Origin of the sequence: Azospirillum sp. TSO22-1 (assembly GCF_003116015.1) — a bacterium.
Taxonomy (GTDB): Bacteria; Pseudomonadota; Alphaproteobacteria; order Azospirillales; family Azospirillaceae; genus Azospirillum.
Window position 1 is genome coordinate 16,023 of record NZ_LGQZ01000040.1, and the last position, 16,397, is coordinate 32,419.

At 69.8% G+C, this 16,397-nt stretch carries 16 protein-coding genes; 5 read left to right on the top strand and 11 right to left on the bottom strand.

Annotation, left to right across the window (positions count from 1 at the left end):
* Positions 1 to 48: 48 nt before the first annotated feature.
* Positions 49 to 1,077 carry a beta-eliminating lyase-related protein gene (locus tag TSO221_RS12165; RefSeq protein ID WP_109118762.1) on the bottom strand — a complete coding sequence of 343 codons (1,029 nt, stop codon included), beginning with the start codon at positions 1,075 to 1,077 and terminating at the stop codon, positions 49 to 51.
* On the bottom strand, positions 1,074 to 1,403 hold the full coding sequence (locus TSO221_RS12170; RefSeq protein ID WP_109118763.1) for a hypothetical protein: 330 nt from the start codon (positions 1,401 to 1,403) through the stop codon (positions 1,074 to 1,076). Before TSO221_RS12170 ends, TSO221_RS12165 begins: the two co-directional genes overlap by 4 nt.
* A gap of 25 nt (positions 1,404 to 1,428) precedes the next feature.
* Between TSO221_RS12170 and TSO221_RS12175 the strand changes: the two genes are divergently transcribed.
* Entirely contained in the window at positions 1,429 to 2,442 is a 1,014-nt protein-coding gene (locus TSO221_RS12175) for an RluA family pseudouridine synthase (RefSeq protein WP_109118764.1), read from the top strand.
* A 139-nt stretch (positions 2,443 to 2,581) separates the two neighbouring features.
* Complete coding sequence (gene rpoH, locus TSO221_RS12180; protein WP_109118765.1) at positions 2,582 to 3,466, top strand: RNA polymerase sigma factor RpoH; 885 nt, start codon at positions 2,582 to 2,584, stop codon at positions 3,464 to 3,466.
* A gap of 161 nt (positions 3,467 to 3,627) precedes the next feature.
* Here rpoH and TSO221_RS12185 read toward each other — a convergent pair whose 3' ends face one another.
* From TSO221_RS12185 to TSO221_RS12200, 4 genes are all read right to left on the bottom strand, one after another.
* A complete protein-coding gene (locus TSO221_RS12185; RefSeq protein WP_109118766.1) occupies positions 3,628 to 4,134 on the bottom strand; it encodes a hypothetical protein in 507 nt (168 codons plus the stop codon).
* A gap of 18 nt (positions 4,135 to 4,152) precedes the next feature.
* Positions 4,153 to 6,147: a serine/threonine protein kinase gene (locus tag TSO221_RS12190; RefSeq protein WP_109118767.1), complete on the bottom strand. Its 1,995-nt coding sequence runs from the start codon at positions 6,145 to 6,147 to the stop codon at positions 4,153 to 4,155.
* A gap of 445 nt (positions 6,148 to 6,592) precedes the next feature.
* Positions 6,593 to 7,885, bottom strand: coding sequence for an adenylosuccinate synthase (locus tag TSO221_RS12195; protein ID WP_109118768.1), 1,293 nt, complete (start codon positions 7,883 to 7,885; stop codon positions 6,593 to 6,595).
* Positions 7,886 to 7,935: 50 nt separating this feature from the next.
* Complete coding sequence (locus TSO221_RS12200) at positions 7,936 to 9,090, bottom strand: ATP phosphoribosyltransferase regulatory subunit (RefSeq protein WP_109118769.1); 1,155 nt, start codon at positions 9,088 to 9,090, stop codon at positions 7,936 to 7,938.
* 211 nt (positions 9,091 to 9,301) lie between these two features.
* Between TSO221_RS12200 and TSO221_RS12205 the strand changes: the two genes are divergently transcribed.
* Positions 9,302 to 11,014, top strand: a complete 1,713-nt coding sequence (locus TSO221_RS12205; RefSeq protein WP_109118770.1) for a hypothetical protein — start codon at positions 9,302 to 9,304, stop codon at positions 11,012 to 11,014.
* Positions 11,015 to 11,226: 212 nt separating this feature from the next.
* Complete coding sequence (locus tag TSO221_RS12210; RefSeq protein WP_109118771.1) at positions 11,227 to 11,496, top strand: hypothetical protein; 270 nt, start codon at positions 11,227 to 11,229, stop codon at positions 11,494 to 11,496.
* Here the strand turns inward: TSO221_RS12210 and TSO221_RS12215 are convergent.
* The 5 genes from TSO221_RS12215 to TSO221_RS12235 form a co-directional block, all read right to left on the bottom strand.
* Positions 11,483 to 12,487 (bottom strand): glycosyltransferase, encoded by a 1,005-nt coding sequence (locus TSO221_RS12215; RefSeq protein WP_109118772.1) that lies wholly within the window; start codon positions 12,485 to 12,487, stop codon positions 11,483 to 11,485. The two genes, TSO221_RS12210 and TSO221_RS12215, sit on opposite strands and share 14 nt — an antisense overlap.
* Positions 12,488 to 12,555: 68 nt before the next feature.
* The gene (locus tag TSO221_RS12220) at positions 12,556 to 13,017 is read right to left on the bottom strand and encodes a MaoC family dehydratase (protein ID WP_109118773.1); all 462 of its coding nucleotides are present in this window, start codon (positions 13,015 to 13,017) and stop codon (positions 12,556 to 12,558) included.
* 10 nt (positions 13,018 to 13,027) lie between these two features.
* On the bottom strand, positions 13,028 to 13,513 hold the full coding sequence (locus tag TSO221_RS12225) for a GNAT family N-acetyltransferase (RefSeq protein WP_109118774.1): 486 nt from the start codon (positions 13,511 to 13,513) through the stop codon (positions 13,028 to 13,030).
* A complete protein-coding gene (locus TSO221_RS12230; RefSeq protein ID WP_109118775.1) occupies positions 13,506 to 14,294 on the bottom strand; it encodes a PhzF family phenazine biosynthesis protein in 789 nt (262 codons plus the stop codon). Before TSO221_RS12230 ends, TSO221_RS12225 begins: the two co-directional genes overlap by 8 nt.
* A 6-nt stretch (positions 14,295 to 14,300) precedes the next feature.
* A complete protein-coding gene (locus TSO221_RS12235) occupies positions 14,301 to 14,546 on the bottom strand; it encodes a DUF1127 domain-containing protein (RefSeq protein ID WP_109118776.1) in 246 nt (81 codons plus the stop codon).
* A 252-nt stretch (positions 14,547 to 14,798) separates the two neighbouring features.
* Here TSO221_RS12235 and TSO221_RS12240 point away from each other — a divergent pair, with 252 nt between their 5' ends.
* Positions 14,799 to 16,193 (top strand): PLP-dependent aminotransferase family protein, encoded by a 1,395-nt coding sequence (locus tag TSO221_RS12240; RefSeq protein ID WP_109118777.1) that lies wholly within the window; start codon positions 14,799 to 14,801, stop codon positions 16,191 to 16,193.
* The last annotated feature ends 204 nt before the right edge of the window (positions 16,194 to 16,397 follow it).

A 16,397-nucleotide genomic window follows, 5' to 3' on the forward strand; every position in this document is an offset into this window, starting at 1 on the left:
GCGTGGGCGGTTATGTACCGACACGCCGAACCGAGTTCAAGCTCTTTTTTACGCCGACGCCGCAGTTTTTACGAACTCGTCCACCGCGCACGCCGGCGTGTCGAACGCCGTCACCAGACGCAGCAGCGATCCCTCCCAGCGGTGGAAGCGGAAGCCGGCCGTCTCCAGCGCCCCGATGGCGCCTTCCGGCAGGCGGACGAACACCTCGTTGGCCTCGACCGCGAAGGCGATCTCCGCCCCCGGCACCGTGGCCAGCCCGGCCGCCAGACGGTCGGCCATGGCGTTGGCGTGCCGCGCCAGCCGCAGCCACAGGCCGCCGGCCAGCCACGCCTCCAGCTGCGCCGAGACGAAGCGCATCTTCGACAGCAGATGGCCGCCGCGCTTGCGCAGGAAGCCCAGGTCGTCGGCCAGCGCCGGGTTGAACACCACCACCGCCTCGGCGGCGAAGCAGCCGCCCTTGGTGCCGCCCAGCGACAGCACGTCCACTCCGGCCTTCCAGGTCAGCTCGGCCGGCGTGCAGCCCAGCCGCGCCATCGCGTTGGCGAACCGCGCGCCATCCATGTGCACGGTCAGCCCGGCGCGGTGCGCCAGGTCGGCCAGCGCCGCGACCTCCTCCGGGCGGTAGACGGTGCCGGCCTCGGTGGCCTGCGACAGGCTGAGCGCCGCCGGCTGTACCCGGTGCACCACGCCGATCCCCGCCCCGGCCAGCGCCGAGTCGACCACCGCCGGCGTCAGCTTGCCCGAATCGCCCTTCAGCCCGACCAGCTTGGCGCCGCCGGTGTACAGCTCCGGCGCGCCGCACTCGTCGACGTGGATGTGCGCCTCCTCGTGGCAGTAGACCGCCCCGAACGGCGGAGTCGCCGCGGCGAGCGCCAGGGAGTTGGCGGCGGTGCCGGTGGCCACCGGGAACACCGCCACCTCGGTCTCGAACAGCGCCGCGACCTGGGCCTTCAGCCGCTCGGTCCAGTCGTCGGCGCCGTAGGAGGCGGCGGCGCCGCGGGCGGCGAGCGCCAGGGCGTCCATCACCTCCGGCGCGCAGCCGGCCACATTGTCGCTGCGGAAATCGTATCCGGTCATTGGAAAGCCTTCCCGGTGGTCACCGCCGGGCTGACGCCGCCGGTGCGCGGATCGAGGATGTAGAGCGTGTCGGCCCCGTCGGGCACCGTCACCTTGAACACGACGCGGTTGCCGGCCGGCACCAGGTCGCCGATGCGCGCCCCGGCGGGCAGGCCTAGCGCCGCGACGCCGCTGGCGACCGGCGGGATCGGCCGCTCCTCCGTCGCCTCGCGCGCCGGTTCCGACGCATGGCGGGAGAAGCGTTTGACCACCTCGACGCCCATATAGGCGTAGCCGGCCAGGATGAACACGCCCATGATGATCAGGGCCGCCTTGAGAACGCGCACGGTTCCGGTCCACTCTCAGACAATCATGCAGAACGACGAACGACCCGACACCGGCGGACGGCTGCACACCGTCGCCGTTCCCGACACCGCCGCTGGCGAGCGCCTGGACAAGATACTGGCCGCACACATCGACGGCCTGTCGCGCTCGCGCGCGCAGGCGCTGCTGGAGCAGGGCCACGTCCGCTTCGAGGGCCGGACCATAGCGGACCCCTCGCAGAGGGTCAAACCTGGCCAAACTTTCGACGTTTTCATCCCCGAGGCTGAGCCCGCGATCCCCGAGGCGCAGGACATTCCGCTCCAGGTGGTCTACGAGGACGAGGACGTGCTGGTGCTCGACAAACCCGCCGGTCTGGTGGTCCACCCGGCTGCCGGCAATCCGGACAACACGCTGGTCAACGCGCTGCTGGCGCATTGCGGCGACAGCCTGTCGGGAATCGGCGGCGTCAAGCGGCCGGGCATCGTGCACCGACTCGACAAGGACACCAGCGGCCTGATGGTCGTCGCCAAGAACGACCGCGCGCACCACGCGCTGACCGAACAGTTCTCCGGCCGCAGCCTCAGCCGCACCTATCAGGCGCTGGTCTGGGGCGTGCCGTCCCCGGCGCGGGGCCGGATCGAGGGCAACATCGGCCGCGACCCGCACGACCGCAAGAAGATGGCGGTGGTCGCCGGCGGCAAGCCCGCCGCCACCCGCTACACCGTGCTGAAAGCCTTTCACAACGGCGCGGCGCTGGTGGAGTGCACGCTGGAGACCGGCCGGACCCACCAGATCCGCGTGCACATGACGCATATCGGCCATCCGCTGGTGGGGGACCCGCTGTACGGCCGCGGCCGCTCCACCCGGCCCGGAAAATCAAACAGGGGTGGGTCGAAGACGGCCCCTCTGCCGGAACCCCTGCGCGGCGCCCTTGTTGGCTTCCCCAGGCAGGCCCTGCACGCTGTCGGCCTCACCTTCGCGCACCCGCGCACCGGCGAGCGCCTGAGCTTCTCCACCGATCTGCCGGGGGATCTGCAGGCCCTGATCCGGACTTTAGAATGAATTAAATGTAACTATGCCCCCCGTCCGGGGCGGGCTATCGTTTGAAGGTGGCGGCGTCGCCACGGCGTGGCATACTTGATCCAAATCGGTCTGGCGCTCGTAAGAAGGCCTTGGGAAGAGACCGAAGAGAGGGTTCGACATGGCGGCAGTTCCCAGCGTTCCGGTCATCAGCGCGGAAAGCAACCTCTCGCGCTACCTGCAGGAAATCCGCAAGTTTCCCATGCTGGCGCCGCAGGAGGAGTACATGCTCGCCAAGCGCTGGCAGGAGCATGAGGACTCGCAGGCGGCGCACAAGCTGGTCACCAGCCACCTGCGTCTGGTGGCGAAGATCGCCATGGGCTACCGCGGCTACGGCCTGCCGCTGTCCGAGCTGATCTCGGAAGGCAACGTCGGCATGATGCAGGCGGTGAAGCGCTTCGACCCCGACCGCGGCTTCCGGCTGGCCACCTACGCGATGTGGTGGATCCGCGCCGCCATCCAGGAATACATCCTGCACTCCTGGTCGCTGGTGAAGATGGGCACCACGGCCGCGCAGAAGAAGCTGTTCTTCAACCTACGCAAGCTGAAGGGCCAGATGCAGGCCATCGAGGAGGGCGACCTCAGCCCCGAGCAGGTGCAGCAGATCGCCACCAAGCTCGAGGTGCCCGAGCAGGACGTGGTCAACATGAACCGCCGTCTGGCGGCACCCGATCACTCGCTGAACGCGCCGCTGCGCGCCGAGAGCGAGGGCGAGTGGCAGGACTGGCTGGTCGACGAGACCTCGAACCAGGAGATCACGCTGGCCGAGCAGGAGGAACTGGGCAAGCGCCGCACGCTGCTGGCGGCGGCGATGACCGGCCTCAACGACCGCGAGCGCGACATCCTGATCGAGCGCCGGCTGCGCGACGACCCGACCACGCTGGAGGACCTGTCGCAGAAGTACGGCATCAGCCGCGAACGCGTCCGCCAGATCGAGGTGCGCGCTTTCGAGAAGCTGCAGAAGTCCATCAAGAACGCCGCGCTGGAGCAGAAGCTGGCGGGCTGAGGGCCGCCGCCGCCGCGAAGGTCCTTGCCAAACGCGGCCGGATCGCCTAGGATTTAAATCGCAAACGCCCGTGGTGCGTCCATAGCGTCCCGGGTGGTGAACTGAACAGCCCCCGCACACTGTTCCACGGTGTTCCAAACTGTTCCATTCGGCCGGGTACCCTACTGGGCGGCGGCCGAGCCGACGTCCGGGCCGCCGGATTCGTCGAACATGTCGCCGGCGACGTCCGGTCCCCATTCCTGCACCAGGCCGACCTTGCGCTGCTTCAAGGCGTCGATGCGCCGTTCGGAGCGCATGACCTCGGCGTTCGCCACCGCCGGCGGGATGCCGTAGTAGAAGGCCCAGCCCACCGCGGCGGCGCCGTACATCACCAGCCACGCCATCGGGTCGCTGAACACCTTCAGCGCCGCGCTGATGCCGCCGCCGTGCTTCCACAGGTCGATGGCGTACGGCAGGCAGCCGCAGAAGTTCAGGCCGCCGACGGTGATCGGCGCCGGCTTCTCCGGGTCGCGGTCGATCACGTAGGCGACCATGGTCGGGATCATGCCCAGCCCGAACAGGATCGACGTCGGCAGCACCACCAGCCCGGCGGGCAGCAGCAGCAGCAGGAACGTCCAGATGCTCTTCTTCTTGCGCTTTCCGCCGCGCGGGGGCGATTTTTTCGCCATGGCTGCGGGTCCCCTTCCCTACAAGGCGAAGAACAGGATGATGCCGGCCACCAGCAGGGTCGACACGACGCTGGAGGCGATGGCTGCCACCTGCCGGCCGGTGGAATCGATGATGCCCTCGCGGTCGCCGACGGTCTGGCGCAGCCGCTCGATCTCCGCGTTGGCCTCGCGGTAGGCGATCTGCGCCGCCTCGAACTCGGCCTTGTCCTTGCGCAGCGAATCGGGGTCGTCGACGATCTTCAGAAGCTCCGCCAGCCGGCCGTTGTGCGCCGCCGCATCGGTCTGGCGACGCACCTCCTCCTGGTGCGGGCGGTTGTGGAAGCGCCGGATCGCCGGGTCGAGCAGCGCCACCACCCAGCCGCACAGGTGCGGCAGCGGCTCGGTGTTCGTACGCACCTGCACGTCGGCCAGGATGGTCAGCATGGCGATGATCCGCCGCATCGGCTCGACGGAGGCCGACAGCTGGCTGTACAGGATCTCCTCGGCGCGCTTGTGGCGGGCGGCGAGGAAGGCGGCGATGTGGCGGTCGATGGGATCCTTGTTGCGCTCACCGCCGGACGCCGTCCAGTCCAACGCGCGCAGCACGTCGGCCGGCCCCACCGGGTACTGCGCCGCCACCAGCGGGCTGATGCAGGGCATCGCCGGGTTGGCCTCGTACAGCACGCGCTCCAGCCCCAGGCCCGGCGCCGTGCGGTCGAGGAAGGTGCGCAGCTGGTCGAAGGCGTGGACCAGCGGCACGAACTCCGGCTTGAAGTCGCTCTGGACGTTGACCCAGAACATCGGCAGCTGGTTGGTGATGACCTCGGCCACCGACTGCGGCGACTCGCCGCGCAGGAACGCCTCGGCCAGCGCCGGGCCGACGCCGTCGGGCAACACCGCCTTGGTGCGGTAGCGAATCGGCGCCGACGGGTCGAGCGCCATGCACACGCGCGCCACCAGCCGGTCGGTGGCGGTGCCGCCCTTGCCCGAAGAGGCCGTCTGGATGGCGCTGGCGACGGCGTCGGCGCGGATCTCGTCCGACATGCTGCGGCGCAGCCACTTGTCCAGCTCGCCGCTCTCGATGACCGGCGTCGCCGCCACCGGGCTGCGGCCGAAGGCGCGCGACAGCGTGCGGCAGTACCAGTAATCCTGCCCCTGGAACTCCATGGGGCGCGCCGCGCGCTTGGGGATCTGCGGCTGCTTCGGGCTGAGGCGGCGGCCGGACAGCCAGAGGTCGAGATCGTTCAGCGTCCAGCGCTGCTTGGGGTCGTCCACCAGCAGGCCGCGGATCACCTCGCCGATGGCGAGCGGCAGGCGCATCTGCCCGACCAGCGCCGGGTAGGAGCCGCGCTCGATCTTCGTCTGGATCAACGCCTCGTCGTCGACGCCGGCCACCGGGTTGCGCCCCAGCAACAGGATCAGCAGCGTGGCGCCCAGCGAGTAGAGGTCGTCGGCGATGCTCCCGTTGCCGCGGCCGGACGGCATGGCCATGCCGCGCTCGATGGTCTCCAGCAGCACCGGCTGGCCGAATCCGGGCGGCGCCGTCACCGCCTCGCCCAGCATCAGCGTGCCGGACGCCACGTCGCGGTAGAAGAGGTTGGTCGGCCGGATGGCGCCGTGCACGACGCCGCGGCTCGACAGCTCCCTCAGTGCGCTGACCACCAGTTGCACCACCTGCCGGGTCAGCTGCTCCTCGGGCATGGGCTCGATCGGCTCGGCCAGCGAGTTCATCAGGCGGCGGCCGGCCGGCTTCTCGAAGACCATGCAGTAGCGCCGGGTCTTGTCCGCCGGCCAATCGACGACGCCCCAGTCGAACAGCTTCATGATCGCCGGGTTGTCGACGTTGGCGAAGGTCGACACGACGTCGGCACGCGGCGGCACCGCGCCGTAGCAGATCACCGCGAACGGCTCCGTCCCCTTGCCGCGCAGCGAGCGCGCGGCGAAGGCGTTGGCGTTCACCGAATTGAGGCCGGGAAGCGCCGAGTTGGGCACCACCTCGTACCGCTCGGCCAGCTTGACGGTATCACCCGACATGGCGGCACGCTCGCGGACGACGCGCCGGGCGTCGGGCGGGTTGGCGGGGGATGATCCTCACTCTCGGCACACGGAGCAGCCTGGCTTGCGTCGTTCAGCGAAAATAACCGCTTAACGTTGCGCGGTCGAGCGCGCTTCGCACGGCGACGCTCACGCCCGCGATGCCGGTCACCGCGACACGCCGTCGCTCGACGCAGAGAGGAAAATGCCATACAGATATACGCGTCGCACGGGAATTACCCCGTGCGGCGAACCGGAGGGTAGGACCATGCGGAAACGCTGGCGTCTGAGCCTGAAGGTGGAGGTGACGGCGAAGGGAGTCACGATCCGCTTCGCCGCCGAGTACCTCTAACCAGAAGGTGGGGAGGTCCGGGAAACCGGGCCTCCCTCCCCTCCAAGATAGTGCAATCGGGGCCGCGCTGCAACCGCCCGGCCCCACCCGGCCTCAGTCGGCGAACGGGTCGTGCATCAGGATGGTGTCGTCGCGCTCGGGGCTGGTGGACAGCAAGGCCACCGGGCACTGGATCAGCTCCTCGATATGGCGGACGTACTTGACCGCCTGCGCCGGCAGCTCAGCCCAGGAGCGAGCACCCTGGGTGCTCTCCTTCCAGCCCTCGAACGTCTCGTAGATCGGCTCGACGCGGGCCTGGGCGCTCTGGCCGGCCGGGTAGTGGTCCAGCTCCTGCCCGTCCAGGCGGTAGCCGACGCACACCTTGATCTCGTCGAAGCCGTCCAGCACGTCCAGCTTGGTCAGCGCGATGCCGTCGATGCCGCCGGTCTTGATCGCCTGACGGACCAGCACCGCGTCGAACCAGCCACAGCGGCGCTTGCGCCCGGTGACCACGCCGAACTCCTTGCCGCGCTGGCCGATCAACTCGCCGATGTCGTCCGTCAGCTCGGTCGGGAAGGGACCGGAGCCGACGCGCGTCGTGTACGCCTTGCAGATGCCCAGCACGTAGCCGACCGCCCGCGGGCCCATGCCGCAGCCGGTGGCGGCGTTGCCGGCCAGCGTGTTGGAGGAGGTGACGAACGGGTAGGTGCCGTGGTCGATGTCGAGCATCGAGCCCTGCGCGCCCTCGAACAGGATGCGCTTGCCGGCGCGGCGCAGCTCGTCCAGCCGCTTCCAGACCACCGCCATGTAGGGGAGGATCTTCGGCGCGACCTCCTTCAGCGGGGTCAGCAGCTCGTCCGGCTTGATCTCCGCCGCACCCAGGCCGCGCAGCGAGGCGTTGTGGTGGAACAGCAGCTGGTCGACCTTCTCGGCCAGCAGCGCCTCGTCGGCGAGGTCGCACAGGCGGATGGCGCGGCGCGCCACCTTGTCCTCGTAGGCCGGGCCGATGCCGCGGCCGGTGGTGCCGATCTTGGAGGCGCCGCGGGCTTCCTCGCGGGCGCGGTCGATGGCGCCGTGGATCGGCAGGATCAGCGGCACGTTCTCGGCCACCAGCAGGTTCGACGGGTTGACGTCGACACCCTTCTCACGGATGCCCTCGACCTCCTTGAGGAAGGCCCAGGGGTCGAAGACGACGCCGTTGCCGATCACCGACAGCTTGCCCGAGCGCACCACGCCGGAGGGCAGCAGGCTGAGCTTGTAGGTGACGCCGTTGATCACCAGCGTATGGCCGGCGTTGTGGCCCCCCTGGAAACGGACGACGACGTCGGCCCGGCTGGACAGCCAGTCGACGATCTTGCCCTTGCCCTCGTCGCCCCACTGGGCGCCGACCACCGCCACGTTGGCCATGTCGATCTCCGCAATAAAAACCGCTGTTTTCCCGAAGGAGGAAAGTTTCGCTACTCCGCCGGCGACACCGCGCCGCCCGTATAAACATGGCTGCAGGCCAGACGTTTGGCTTCCGCCTTCACGTCGGGCGCGGGCTCCAGCCCGGCCACCGTCACCCAGCCCTGGGTGCGCAGCCCCGCCGCCTCGTCCACCGGGGTGCCGTGCGGCACGAAAACCCGGCGTGGCGCCTGCGGCGCCGGCACAGCGCGCAGCACGCTGTCCATGTAGAGGGTGAACCCGGTGGCGGGCTCGCCCTCGTCGTCCTTGCCGCTGCCGGCGCGGTAGCGCCCGCCGCCGCCCAACTCGCCGCGCACACCGCGCGCGAACAGGGTGAAGCTGAGGCCGGTCTGGTACTCGAAGCCGCGGTGCTCGACGAAGTCGATGGTGACCGTCAGCCCCGGATTGGCGGCGCGGATCAGGCGCACCACCTCGGTCAGGCGGCGGCGGTCCTTTTCCGCCGCCTCGGGCAGCGACAGGCCGGCCAGCGCAGCCATGGCGCGCTCGGCCGGGCCGGAGGCGACGATCAGCTTCTCCAGAAGCTCCGCCGCCGGACCGCCCACCGCCGCCACTGCGGCGGCGTCCTTGCGGTCGAGCGCAGCGCGCAGGGCCGCCGCCGTCTCCTCGTCGAGACCCAGCGCGCCGAAGAGCAGCGGCACCATGGTCGGCACGCAGAGGTCCACCGACAGGTGCTTCACCCCCACCGCCTCCAGCGCGCGGGACGCGAGCAGGATCACCTCGGCGTCGGATTCCGGCTGGAGGACGCCGATGATCTCGACGCCGACCTGGGCGAACTGCCGCTCGGGGCGCAGCTGCGAGCCCTTCACGCGCAGCACCTGCCCGGCATAGCACAGGCGCAGCGGGCGCGGCGCCTTGGCCAGGCGCGTGGTGGCGATGCGGGCGATCTGCGGCGTCATGTCGGCACGCACGGCCATCATGCGCTGCGACAGCGGGTCCATCAGGCGGAAGGTCTGCTTCGCCATCGCGGCGCCGGAGCCGGACAGCAGGCTCTCCTCGAACTCGACCAGCGGCGGCTTCACGCGTTCGTAGCCGGTAGCTTCGAACGCGGCCATCAGCCGCTCGATCGCCGCGGCTTCATGCGCGGCCTCAAGCGGCAGCACGTCGTGCAGGCCTGCGGGAAGCAGCGCGGAACTGGACGGGTTGGGCATGGCTCAAGCTGGGTCGTTCTCAGGGCACCGCCCGCAGCACGGGCGCACGGGGCCGGTCAATAGCCGACACGCCGCCGCCGTGCAAACGGAAAAGCCCGGCGGGCGCGCAACGCCGCTCCGCGTAATGCAGGAAACCTAAAGTTTGCCATTGAATTTGTCCGAAAAAAGATCGAATCCTGAACTGTCATGCGGCAAATGGTCCGAGGCCAAAATGGCGGGCATCCGCGGCACCAGCTACGAGGTCCAGCTTTACCAGCAGGACCACTGGGTCATCGATTCCCGGTTCGATGACGAGGCCGAGGCACGCGCCTACGGCAAGCGCATCATCTCCGGCGGCAAGATCGAGGGGTTCCGCATCGTCCGCGACTGGATGCGGCCGGATGGCCGCCACGTCGAGACGCAGATTTGCGAAGAGTTCCGCGCCACCTCGAACGCCATCACCATCTCCCCCATCGACGAGGCGCCGGCCGTCTGCCGGAGGGCGGAGCAGACCTATAACGTCGAGAGCCGCATGGTGATGAACCGCCTGCTGCGCGGCTACGTCGAGCGCATGGTCGTCACCCCGACCGAGATCATGCACAACTACCAGGAGCTCAAGCGCCTCCTGGACAAGGACAACCTCGTGCCGATGGCGGTCGGCCGCGTGGCAGCGCTGCAGGCGGAGGGCAGCGGCAAGGACAGCCGCTCGCGCCGCGACGAGCTGTACGGCTTCGTCAACGAGATCACCGAGCGGGCCCGGCGCGCCTCGGCGCGCGAGGACCTGCCACAGATCGGCCAGACCGGCTTCGGCCCCGCCTTCGAGGCGCTGGCGGCGAAGGAGACAGCGGAGGATCGCGACTTCTTCGCCAGGGTGGCGCTGTCGCGCGACCTTGTGCAGAAGCGCAACTGGCTGGCCAAGCTGGACTTCCTGTCCGAGCTGGTGCGCGAGGACGGCGGACTGAAGGACGAGCCGCTGACCCTGGTGGACGGCGTCATGGCCGACGTTCTGGGGGCGCCCTCGGTGGCGCAGGAGCTGCTGGGCACCCAGCGCAACCTAGCCGAGGCGCTGTGCAACCTAATGGATCTGTCCTGCGGCCGACTCGACGCCACCCACCGCACCGAGGAAGACCGCGCGCTGCACCTCAGCGAGTTGCTGGCCTACAACGCGCTGGACGAGACGCGGCTGGTCATCATCGATCTGGTGCGCCGTCAGCTGAAGAGCGCGCAGCCCCTGCACCGCAACGACCCGTCGGCCGAGCGCGAGGCGTTCGACCGGGTGCTGGCGCGCGCCGTCTCGCCCGATGGCGTGGTCGGCGGCGGCGGCATGGCGGAAGCGCTGATCCAGCGCTACCTGCGCTTCCTGGAGGCGGGCGGCGCCACCGGGCGGCGGCAGGCCATCACCGACGTGTGCAACCGCCTCACCGACCCGAAGGACCGCGTGCGCTTCCTGCTGGCGCTGTCGCAGTCCGAGCTGGGACAGATGCACGGCGAGGACATCCTCGGCGCACTACAGGCGCTCACCGCCGACCCGTCGGCGGTGTCGCGCTTCGTGGACCGCGCGCAGCCGATCAAGAACAACCTGGAGCAGCTCACCAGGCTGTTCGTCCATGTCAACGAATCCCAGGCGCCCGACCCGTTGCGCTGCCAAGTCGCTGAGAACCTCGACACCCTGCTGTGCGCCTACATCGTCAACAGCCGGGTGGTGGAGCGGCTTGACAACCCCAACGACATCCTGCGCCACCGCGCCAACCGGCTGATCCAACTGTGCGCGCCGGGCACCCTGCGCAGCCGGAAGGCGTTGGACATGGTGCGCCAGCACGTCGTCAACCACCTGCGGCAGCCCAATTTCGAACGCCGCTACGTCGAGGACATCGTCGATCCGGCCATGCAGGCCAAGCTGCTGCGCGACTTCTTCAAGCTGCTGGGCGACGCCGGTTTCCGGTGAGACTCCCGGTCAGAGTCCGCAAGGAAACACGAAGTTTTCCTACAGCGCATCATCGACAACTCCACCTATCAAGCGTGTGTGATAAATTTTCCCGCAATGCAGCACAGTTCGTGTCACGAGCCTTCTTTGCCGCAGGTCCGTCGTGGCGCGGCCGTGTTACAATGCGATCGTGCGCAAAGATCGGGCGCATTACTTTAAGACGGGAGTGCGACATGGTCGACACACCCACCATGAGCCTTCGGGTTCCGCACGATGCCGACATGCGCAAGGCCCTGCGGGAAGCGGCCAGGGCGCTGCGGCAAGGACAGATCACCGCCGAGGCCCTGCTGGCGTGGCTCGCCAGCCGCCCGGCACACGATCAGGGGCTGACCGAACGCGTCACCGCCATCGAGGAGCGGCTCGCCACCCTGGAAACCACGGTGGAGCGCCTGCTCCCCGCACAGGCGCGCGACCTATTCCGCCACGCGGTCAAGGTCGAATGAGCGTGCGGTAGAACGCCTCGATCTCGGCCAGCCGGCCAGCTTGGTCGTAGCGGCCGAGGTCCACAGCGGCGCGCGGACGCCGCTCGGACACGGCACGGCGCAGGGCGGCGGCCAGCGCACCCACGTCGTCCAGCGGCACGAGTTCCCCCGGCATGCCGGGCAGGATCGCCTCGGCGCCCGCCGTACGCGTGGCGACCACCGGCAGTCCGGCGTCCAGCGCTTCCAGGAACACCAGCCCGAACGGCTCCTCCCGCGATGGCGACACGAACAGGTCGAACGCCTGATACAGGTCCAGCGCGTCGTTCCGGAACCCGGTGAACAGCACGCCGGGCGGGGCGGCGCGCTCCAGTGCCGCACGCTCCGGCCCGTCGCCGACCACGACCAGCCGCGCGTTCGGCAACCCGGCGCGGCGGAACGCCTCCAGCAACCGGTCGACGCCCTTCACCGGGATCAGGTGGCCGACGAAGCCGACGAGGAACGTCCCCTCCCCCGCTCCCAGTTCGTCGCGCAGACGCGCCACCTGGGCGGATTCCAGCCGGCGGTGCGGCCGGTACCAGAGGTCGATGCGAGCGACCTTGCCCCTGTACTTCGGGGAAACCCCGTCGCGCTGCCAGTCGGTGGTGCAGATCAGCCCGTCCACGTCGCGGTAGGACTTGTGCCGGTAGTCGAGGTGGATGGTGGCGGCGACCGGCACCCGTCCGGCCAGCTTGGGCATCAGCCGGCCCGCCCGGCCGCCGTGCGCATGAACGACATCCGGCTTGAAGTGGCGCAGCGCCGCCCAGCCCTGCAACCACCAGACCGGCCGCCGCAGCCCGACCACCCGTACGCCGGGATCCAGCCAGTCGCGGATCGACAGGCCCAGTTTGTCGGTGCTGTCGGCGCGCAGCATCAGCAGCACGTCGTGCGTCTTCGCCTGAGCGTTGACCAGTTCCGCCACATGCCGCTCGGCACCGCGGAAGCCTTTGGACAGGATGGCCTGGACGATGCGCACGCGTCAGCCCTGCTCGGGTGGGAAGGGCTGGACGATAGGTGGCCGGCCGGGCAGCGTCAACGGAGCCCTCAGACCGCCACCGTCGCCGACGGGCGCGCCGCGATGATCTGGTCGATGGCACAGGTCAGCACCGGCTCGCCGTGCTGGTTGGTGGTAGCGTAGGCGCAACGCACGACGCCGCGGTCGCCACGACGCGACGGGCGCGTGCCCACCACCTCGACGCGCACGCGCAACGTGTCTCCCGGGCGCACCGGGCGCAACCAACGCACCTCGTCCATGGCGCCGCTGCCCAGGCTGGTGCCGTCCAGCACGCCGGTCGCCAGCAGCAGGCGGAAGGTGAGGCCGAGCGTCTGGAAGCCGCTCGCGATCAGCCCGCCGAACGGTCCCTCGGCGGCGGCGACGCCGTCAATGTGGAAGGACTGCGGGTCGAACATCAGGGCGAAGTCGATGATCTGCGACTCGGTCACCGTGACGCCGCGCGTCTCGATGACGTCGCCGACGCTGAACTCCTCGAACCAGCGGCCCGCCATGCGTTCCCCCTCAGTAGGTCTTCTCGTAGTACAGCACGCCGTCCAGCGGGTTGTGGTAGTAGGCGGGGATCTCACGGAATCCCAGGCGCTCGTACAGCGCCCGCGCCGTCGTCAAACGGCTGAGCGTGTCGAGCCGCATGGACCGGTAGCCGGCTTGGTCGCCGATCGCCACGATACGTTCCGCCAGCAGGCGCCCGGCGCCGGTGCCGCGGAACGGCGGCCGGACGTACATGCGCTTCATCTCGCACACGCCGTCGCCGAGCGGACGCAGGCCGACCACCCCAGCCACCGCCCCGCCGACGCGGGCGAGCAGGAGCGCGCCGTCGGGCGGCGCGTACTTGCCGGGCAGCCCCGCCAACTCCTCCTCGAAACCCTGGAAACACAGAGAGACGTTCAACTCACCCGCGTACTCGCGGAACAGGGCGCGGACGTGCCCGATGTCCTCGGGCCCGTCCGTGGGGGTTATGGTGACGTTCGAGGCATCAGCCTCAGACATGGATCACGCCTTCCAGGTAGAGAACGGCCGTACCGCCGATCTTCACCCGGTCGCCCACCAACTCGCAAGCGAGATTGCCGCCGCGCGCCGACACCTGCCGCGCCGACAGCGTGGTCTTGCCCAGGCGCTGCGCCCAATAGGGAATCAGCGTGCAATGGGCGGACCCGGTCACGGAATCTTCCGGCACACCCTTGCCCGGTGCGAAGAAGCGCGAGACGAAGTCGAGCCCGCCCTCCCCCGGCGCCGTCACGCTGACGGCGAAGCGGTCGAGAGCGGCCAAACGGGTCATGTCCGGCTTCAGTTCCCGCACCGCCGCCGCGTCGTCGTAGACGACGAGGTAGTCGCGCCCGCCCAGCACCGCGACGGGCTTCGGCCCACCCAGCGCCGGCAGCAGGTTCGGGTGCGGGTCCACGGCGGCCGGCGGCCGGGCGGGGAAGTCGAGGACGAACCGCTTGCCCTCCCGCGTTACGGTCAGCGTGCCGGCCTGCCGGGTGGCGAAGGCGAAGCGCTCGCGCCCCGGCTCCAGGATCGTCGAAATGACGAACGCGGTCGCCAGCGTGGCGTGGCCGCACAGGTCCACCTCGACCGCCGGGGTGAACCAGCGCAGTTCGCAGTCGTCGCCGCCGCGGACGAAGAAGGCCGTCTCGGACAGATTGTTCTCCGCCGCGATGGCGAGCAGCGTGGCATCGGGCAGCCACGCCTCCAGCGGGACGACGGCCGCCGGGTTGCCGGCGAAGACGGCGTCCGCGAAGGCGTCCACCTGATAGATCGGCAGGCGCATGGCCGCTCACTCCTTCCAGAAGGGCTTGATGGCTTCGGACTCGGCGTCGGCGCGGCTGACGCCGATGTCCTTCAGCAGGTGGTCGTCCAACCGCATCAGCGCCTGGCGCTGCCGCCAGCGGTCGTACCAGGGCTGGGTCGCCTCGCCGATCCTCAGGACGGTGCCGGCGGCGACGGACACGGCGGCACGCAGGGAGGCCAGGAAGATCGACGGGGACGCGCCGGACGGGCGGGTCGCTTCTTGGGTGTGCATGACAAACCTCCATCATCGGTACGGCAATCCGTCTCGGATCGTCGAGACAATCGCGATTATGATGGGGCAATTCATGGGGTCAATGGCGACATTGTCACCATTACATTTCCGATAACGGATGTAACAACGACGCCACACCCGTTTGCATTGCCTATTTTTGCCAAGAATTCCGGCCTTCCTGGCCGAAAGGCGGATGCTGGGACATTGTCATCATGCTTGTCCTGGTCATACCAGATTGTCTATATTGTCCCCATGACAAGCTGGACACCCGACCTCTCAGGCCGCGCCGGCCCCCGCTACCGCGCCATTGCCGACGCCCTGGCAGAGGACGTCGCCGGCGGACGCCTTCCCCCAGGTACCCGCCTGCCCACGCACCGCGACCTCGCCTATCGGCTGGGTGTCACCGTCGGCACCATCACCCGCTCCTACGCCGAGGCCGAGCGGCGTGGCCTGATCGGCGGCGAAGTCGGGCGCGGCACCTTCGTGCAGGGCCAGCAGCCGCCGCTCAGCCACGACTCTCTGGCGTGGCACCGGCCGCCGGAAACCTCGGCGATCAACATGACGGTGGTCACGCCGATCCAGAACGGCGCCGAGCAGGCCATCGCCCAGACGCTGATGGCCATCGCCGCCTCCGGCTCGGCCGAACAGCTGGTCAACTACGCGCCGCACGCCGGCTTGCCGGCGCACCGCGCCGCGGCGGCGCAGTGGCTGACGCGCCAGCACCGGGTGGCGGCGGGACCCGAATCGGTGCTGGTGACCAGCGGGGCGCAGAACGCCATGGCGGTAGCGGTGGCCTCGATCGCCCAGGCCGGCGACGTGGTGCTGACCGAACGGCTGACCAACTACGGCATGCGCGGCTTGGCGGCGACGCTGCAGCTGCACCTGGAGGGCGTGCCGCTGGACGAGCACGGGATGATCCCCGACGCGCTGGACGCGGCCTGCCGCCGCCTTGCGCCGAAGGCGCTCTACATCGTGCCGACGCTGCAGAACCCGACCGCGTCGGTGATGCCCGAGGCGCGGCGCGCCGAGATCGTGGCGATCTGCCGGCGCCACGGTGTGCTCATCGTCGAGGACGACGTCTTCGGCTTCCTGGTCAGGGACGTCACGCCGATCCAGGCCATGGCGCCAGACATCACGCTGTACATCGGCAGCCTGTCGAAGAGCGTCGCCGCCGGCCTGCGCGTCGGCTACGTGGTGGCGCCGCCGGCGCTGGTGCGGCCGATCGAGGCGACCATCCGGGCTTTGCAATACTCCTCGCCGCCGCTGCCGGCGGAGGTGGCGACGCGCTGGATCCTCGACGGCTACGCCGACCGCATGGCCGAGCTGCAGCGCACCGAGGCCGCCGCCCGTCAGGCCATCGCCCGCGCGGTGCTGCCGCCCTCGGCGGTGTGCGGCCACCCCGCCGGCCTGCACCTGTGGCTGACGCTGCCCGAGCCGTGGCGCCGCGACGAGTTCGTCGCCGAGGCGCGCCGGCGCGGCGTGGTGGTCACCAGCGCCGACACCTTCGCCGTCGGGCGCAGCAACGTGCCGCACGCGGTGCGCCTCGGCCTGTGCATGCCGCGCACCCGCGAGGAGACGGCGCAGGGGGTGCGCATCCTCACCGACGCGCTGGCCAGCCCGGCCGGGGCCGCGCTGTCGATCGTGTAGAGGCGGCGAGATCGGACGCCCGGCCGCTCAACGGCCGTGACCGCCCCCTCCCCCACCGCCTCCACCATGGCCGCCCCCGCCGCCATGCCCTCCACCATGCCCTGATCCGCCACCGCGACCGCCCCCTCCACCGCCGCCGTGGCCGCCGCCAGAACCACCGCCGGATCCCGAACCGCCACCGCCGCCAGATCCACCACCGGATCC

Excerpts from the sequence above, each read along its gene's own strand:
- TSO221_RS12185 (WP_109118766.1), bottom strand. The coding sequence starts at position 4,134 with ATGGCGAAAAAATCGCCCCCGCGCGGCGGAAAGCGCAAGAAGAAGAGC.
- TSO221_RS12195 (WP_109118768.1), bottom strand. The coding sequence starts at position 7,885 with ATGGCCAACGTGGCGGTGGTCGGCGCCCAGTGGGGCGACGAGGGCAAG.
- TSO221_RS12225 (WP_109118774.1), bottom strand. The coding sequence starts at position 13,513 with ATGTCTGAGGCTGATGCCTCGAACGTCACCATAACCCCCACGGACGGG.
- rpoH (WP_109118765.1), top strand. The coding sequence starts at position 2,582 with ATGGCGGCAGTTCCCAGCGTTCCGGTCATCAGCGCGGAAAGCAACCTC.
- TSO221_RS12240 (WP_109118777.1), top strand. The coding sequence starts at position 14,799 with ATGACAAGCTGGACACCCGACCTCTCAGGCCGCGCCGGCCCCCGCTAC.
- TSO221_RS12230 (WP_109118775.1), bottom strand. The coding sequence starts at position 14,294 with ATGCGCCTGCCGATCTATCAGGTGGACGCCTTCGCGGACGCCGTCTTC.
- TSO221_RS12190 (WP_109118767.1), bottom strand. The coding sequence starts at position 6,147 with ATGTCGGGTGATACCGTCAAGCTGGCCGAGCGGTACGAGGTGGTGCCC.
- TSO221_RS12220 (WP_109118773.1), bottom strand. The coding sequence starts at position 13,017 with ATGGCGGGCCGCTGGTTCGAGGAGTTCAGCGTCGGCGACGTCATCGAG.
- TSO221_RS12200 (WP_109118769.1), bottom strand. The coding sequence starts at position 9,090 with ATGCCCAACCCGTCCAGTTCCGCGCTGCTTCCCGCAGGCCTGCACGAC.
- TSO221_RS12165 (WP_109118762.1), bottom strand. The coding sequence starts at position 1,077 with ATGACCGGATACGATTTCCGCAGCGACAATGTGGCCGGCTGCGCGCCG.
- TSO221_RS12210 (WP_109118771.1), top strand. The coding sequence starts at position 11,227 with ATGGTCGACACACCCACCATGAGCCTTCGGGTTCCGCACGATGCCGAC.
- TSO221_RS12235 (WP_109118776.1), bottom strand. The coding sequence starts at position 14,546 with ATGCACACCCAAGAAGCGACCCGCCCGTCCGGCGCGTCCCCGTCGATC.
- TSO221_RS12205 (WP_109118770.1), top strand. The coding sequence starts at position 9,302 with ATGGCGGGCATCCGCGGCACCAGCTACGAGGTCCAGCTTTACCAGCAG.
- TSO221_RS12175 (WP_109118764.1), top strand. The coding sequence starts at position 1,429 with ATGCAGAACGACGAACGACCCGACACCGGCGGACGGCTGCACACCGTC.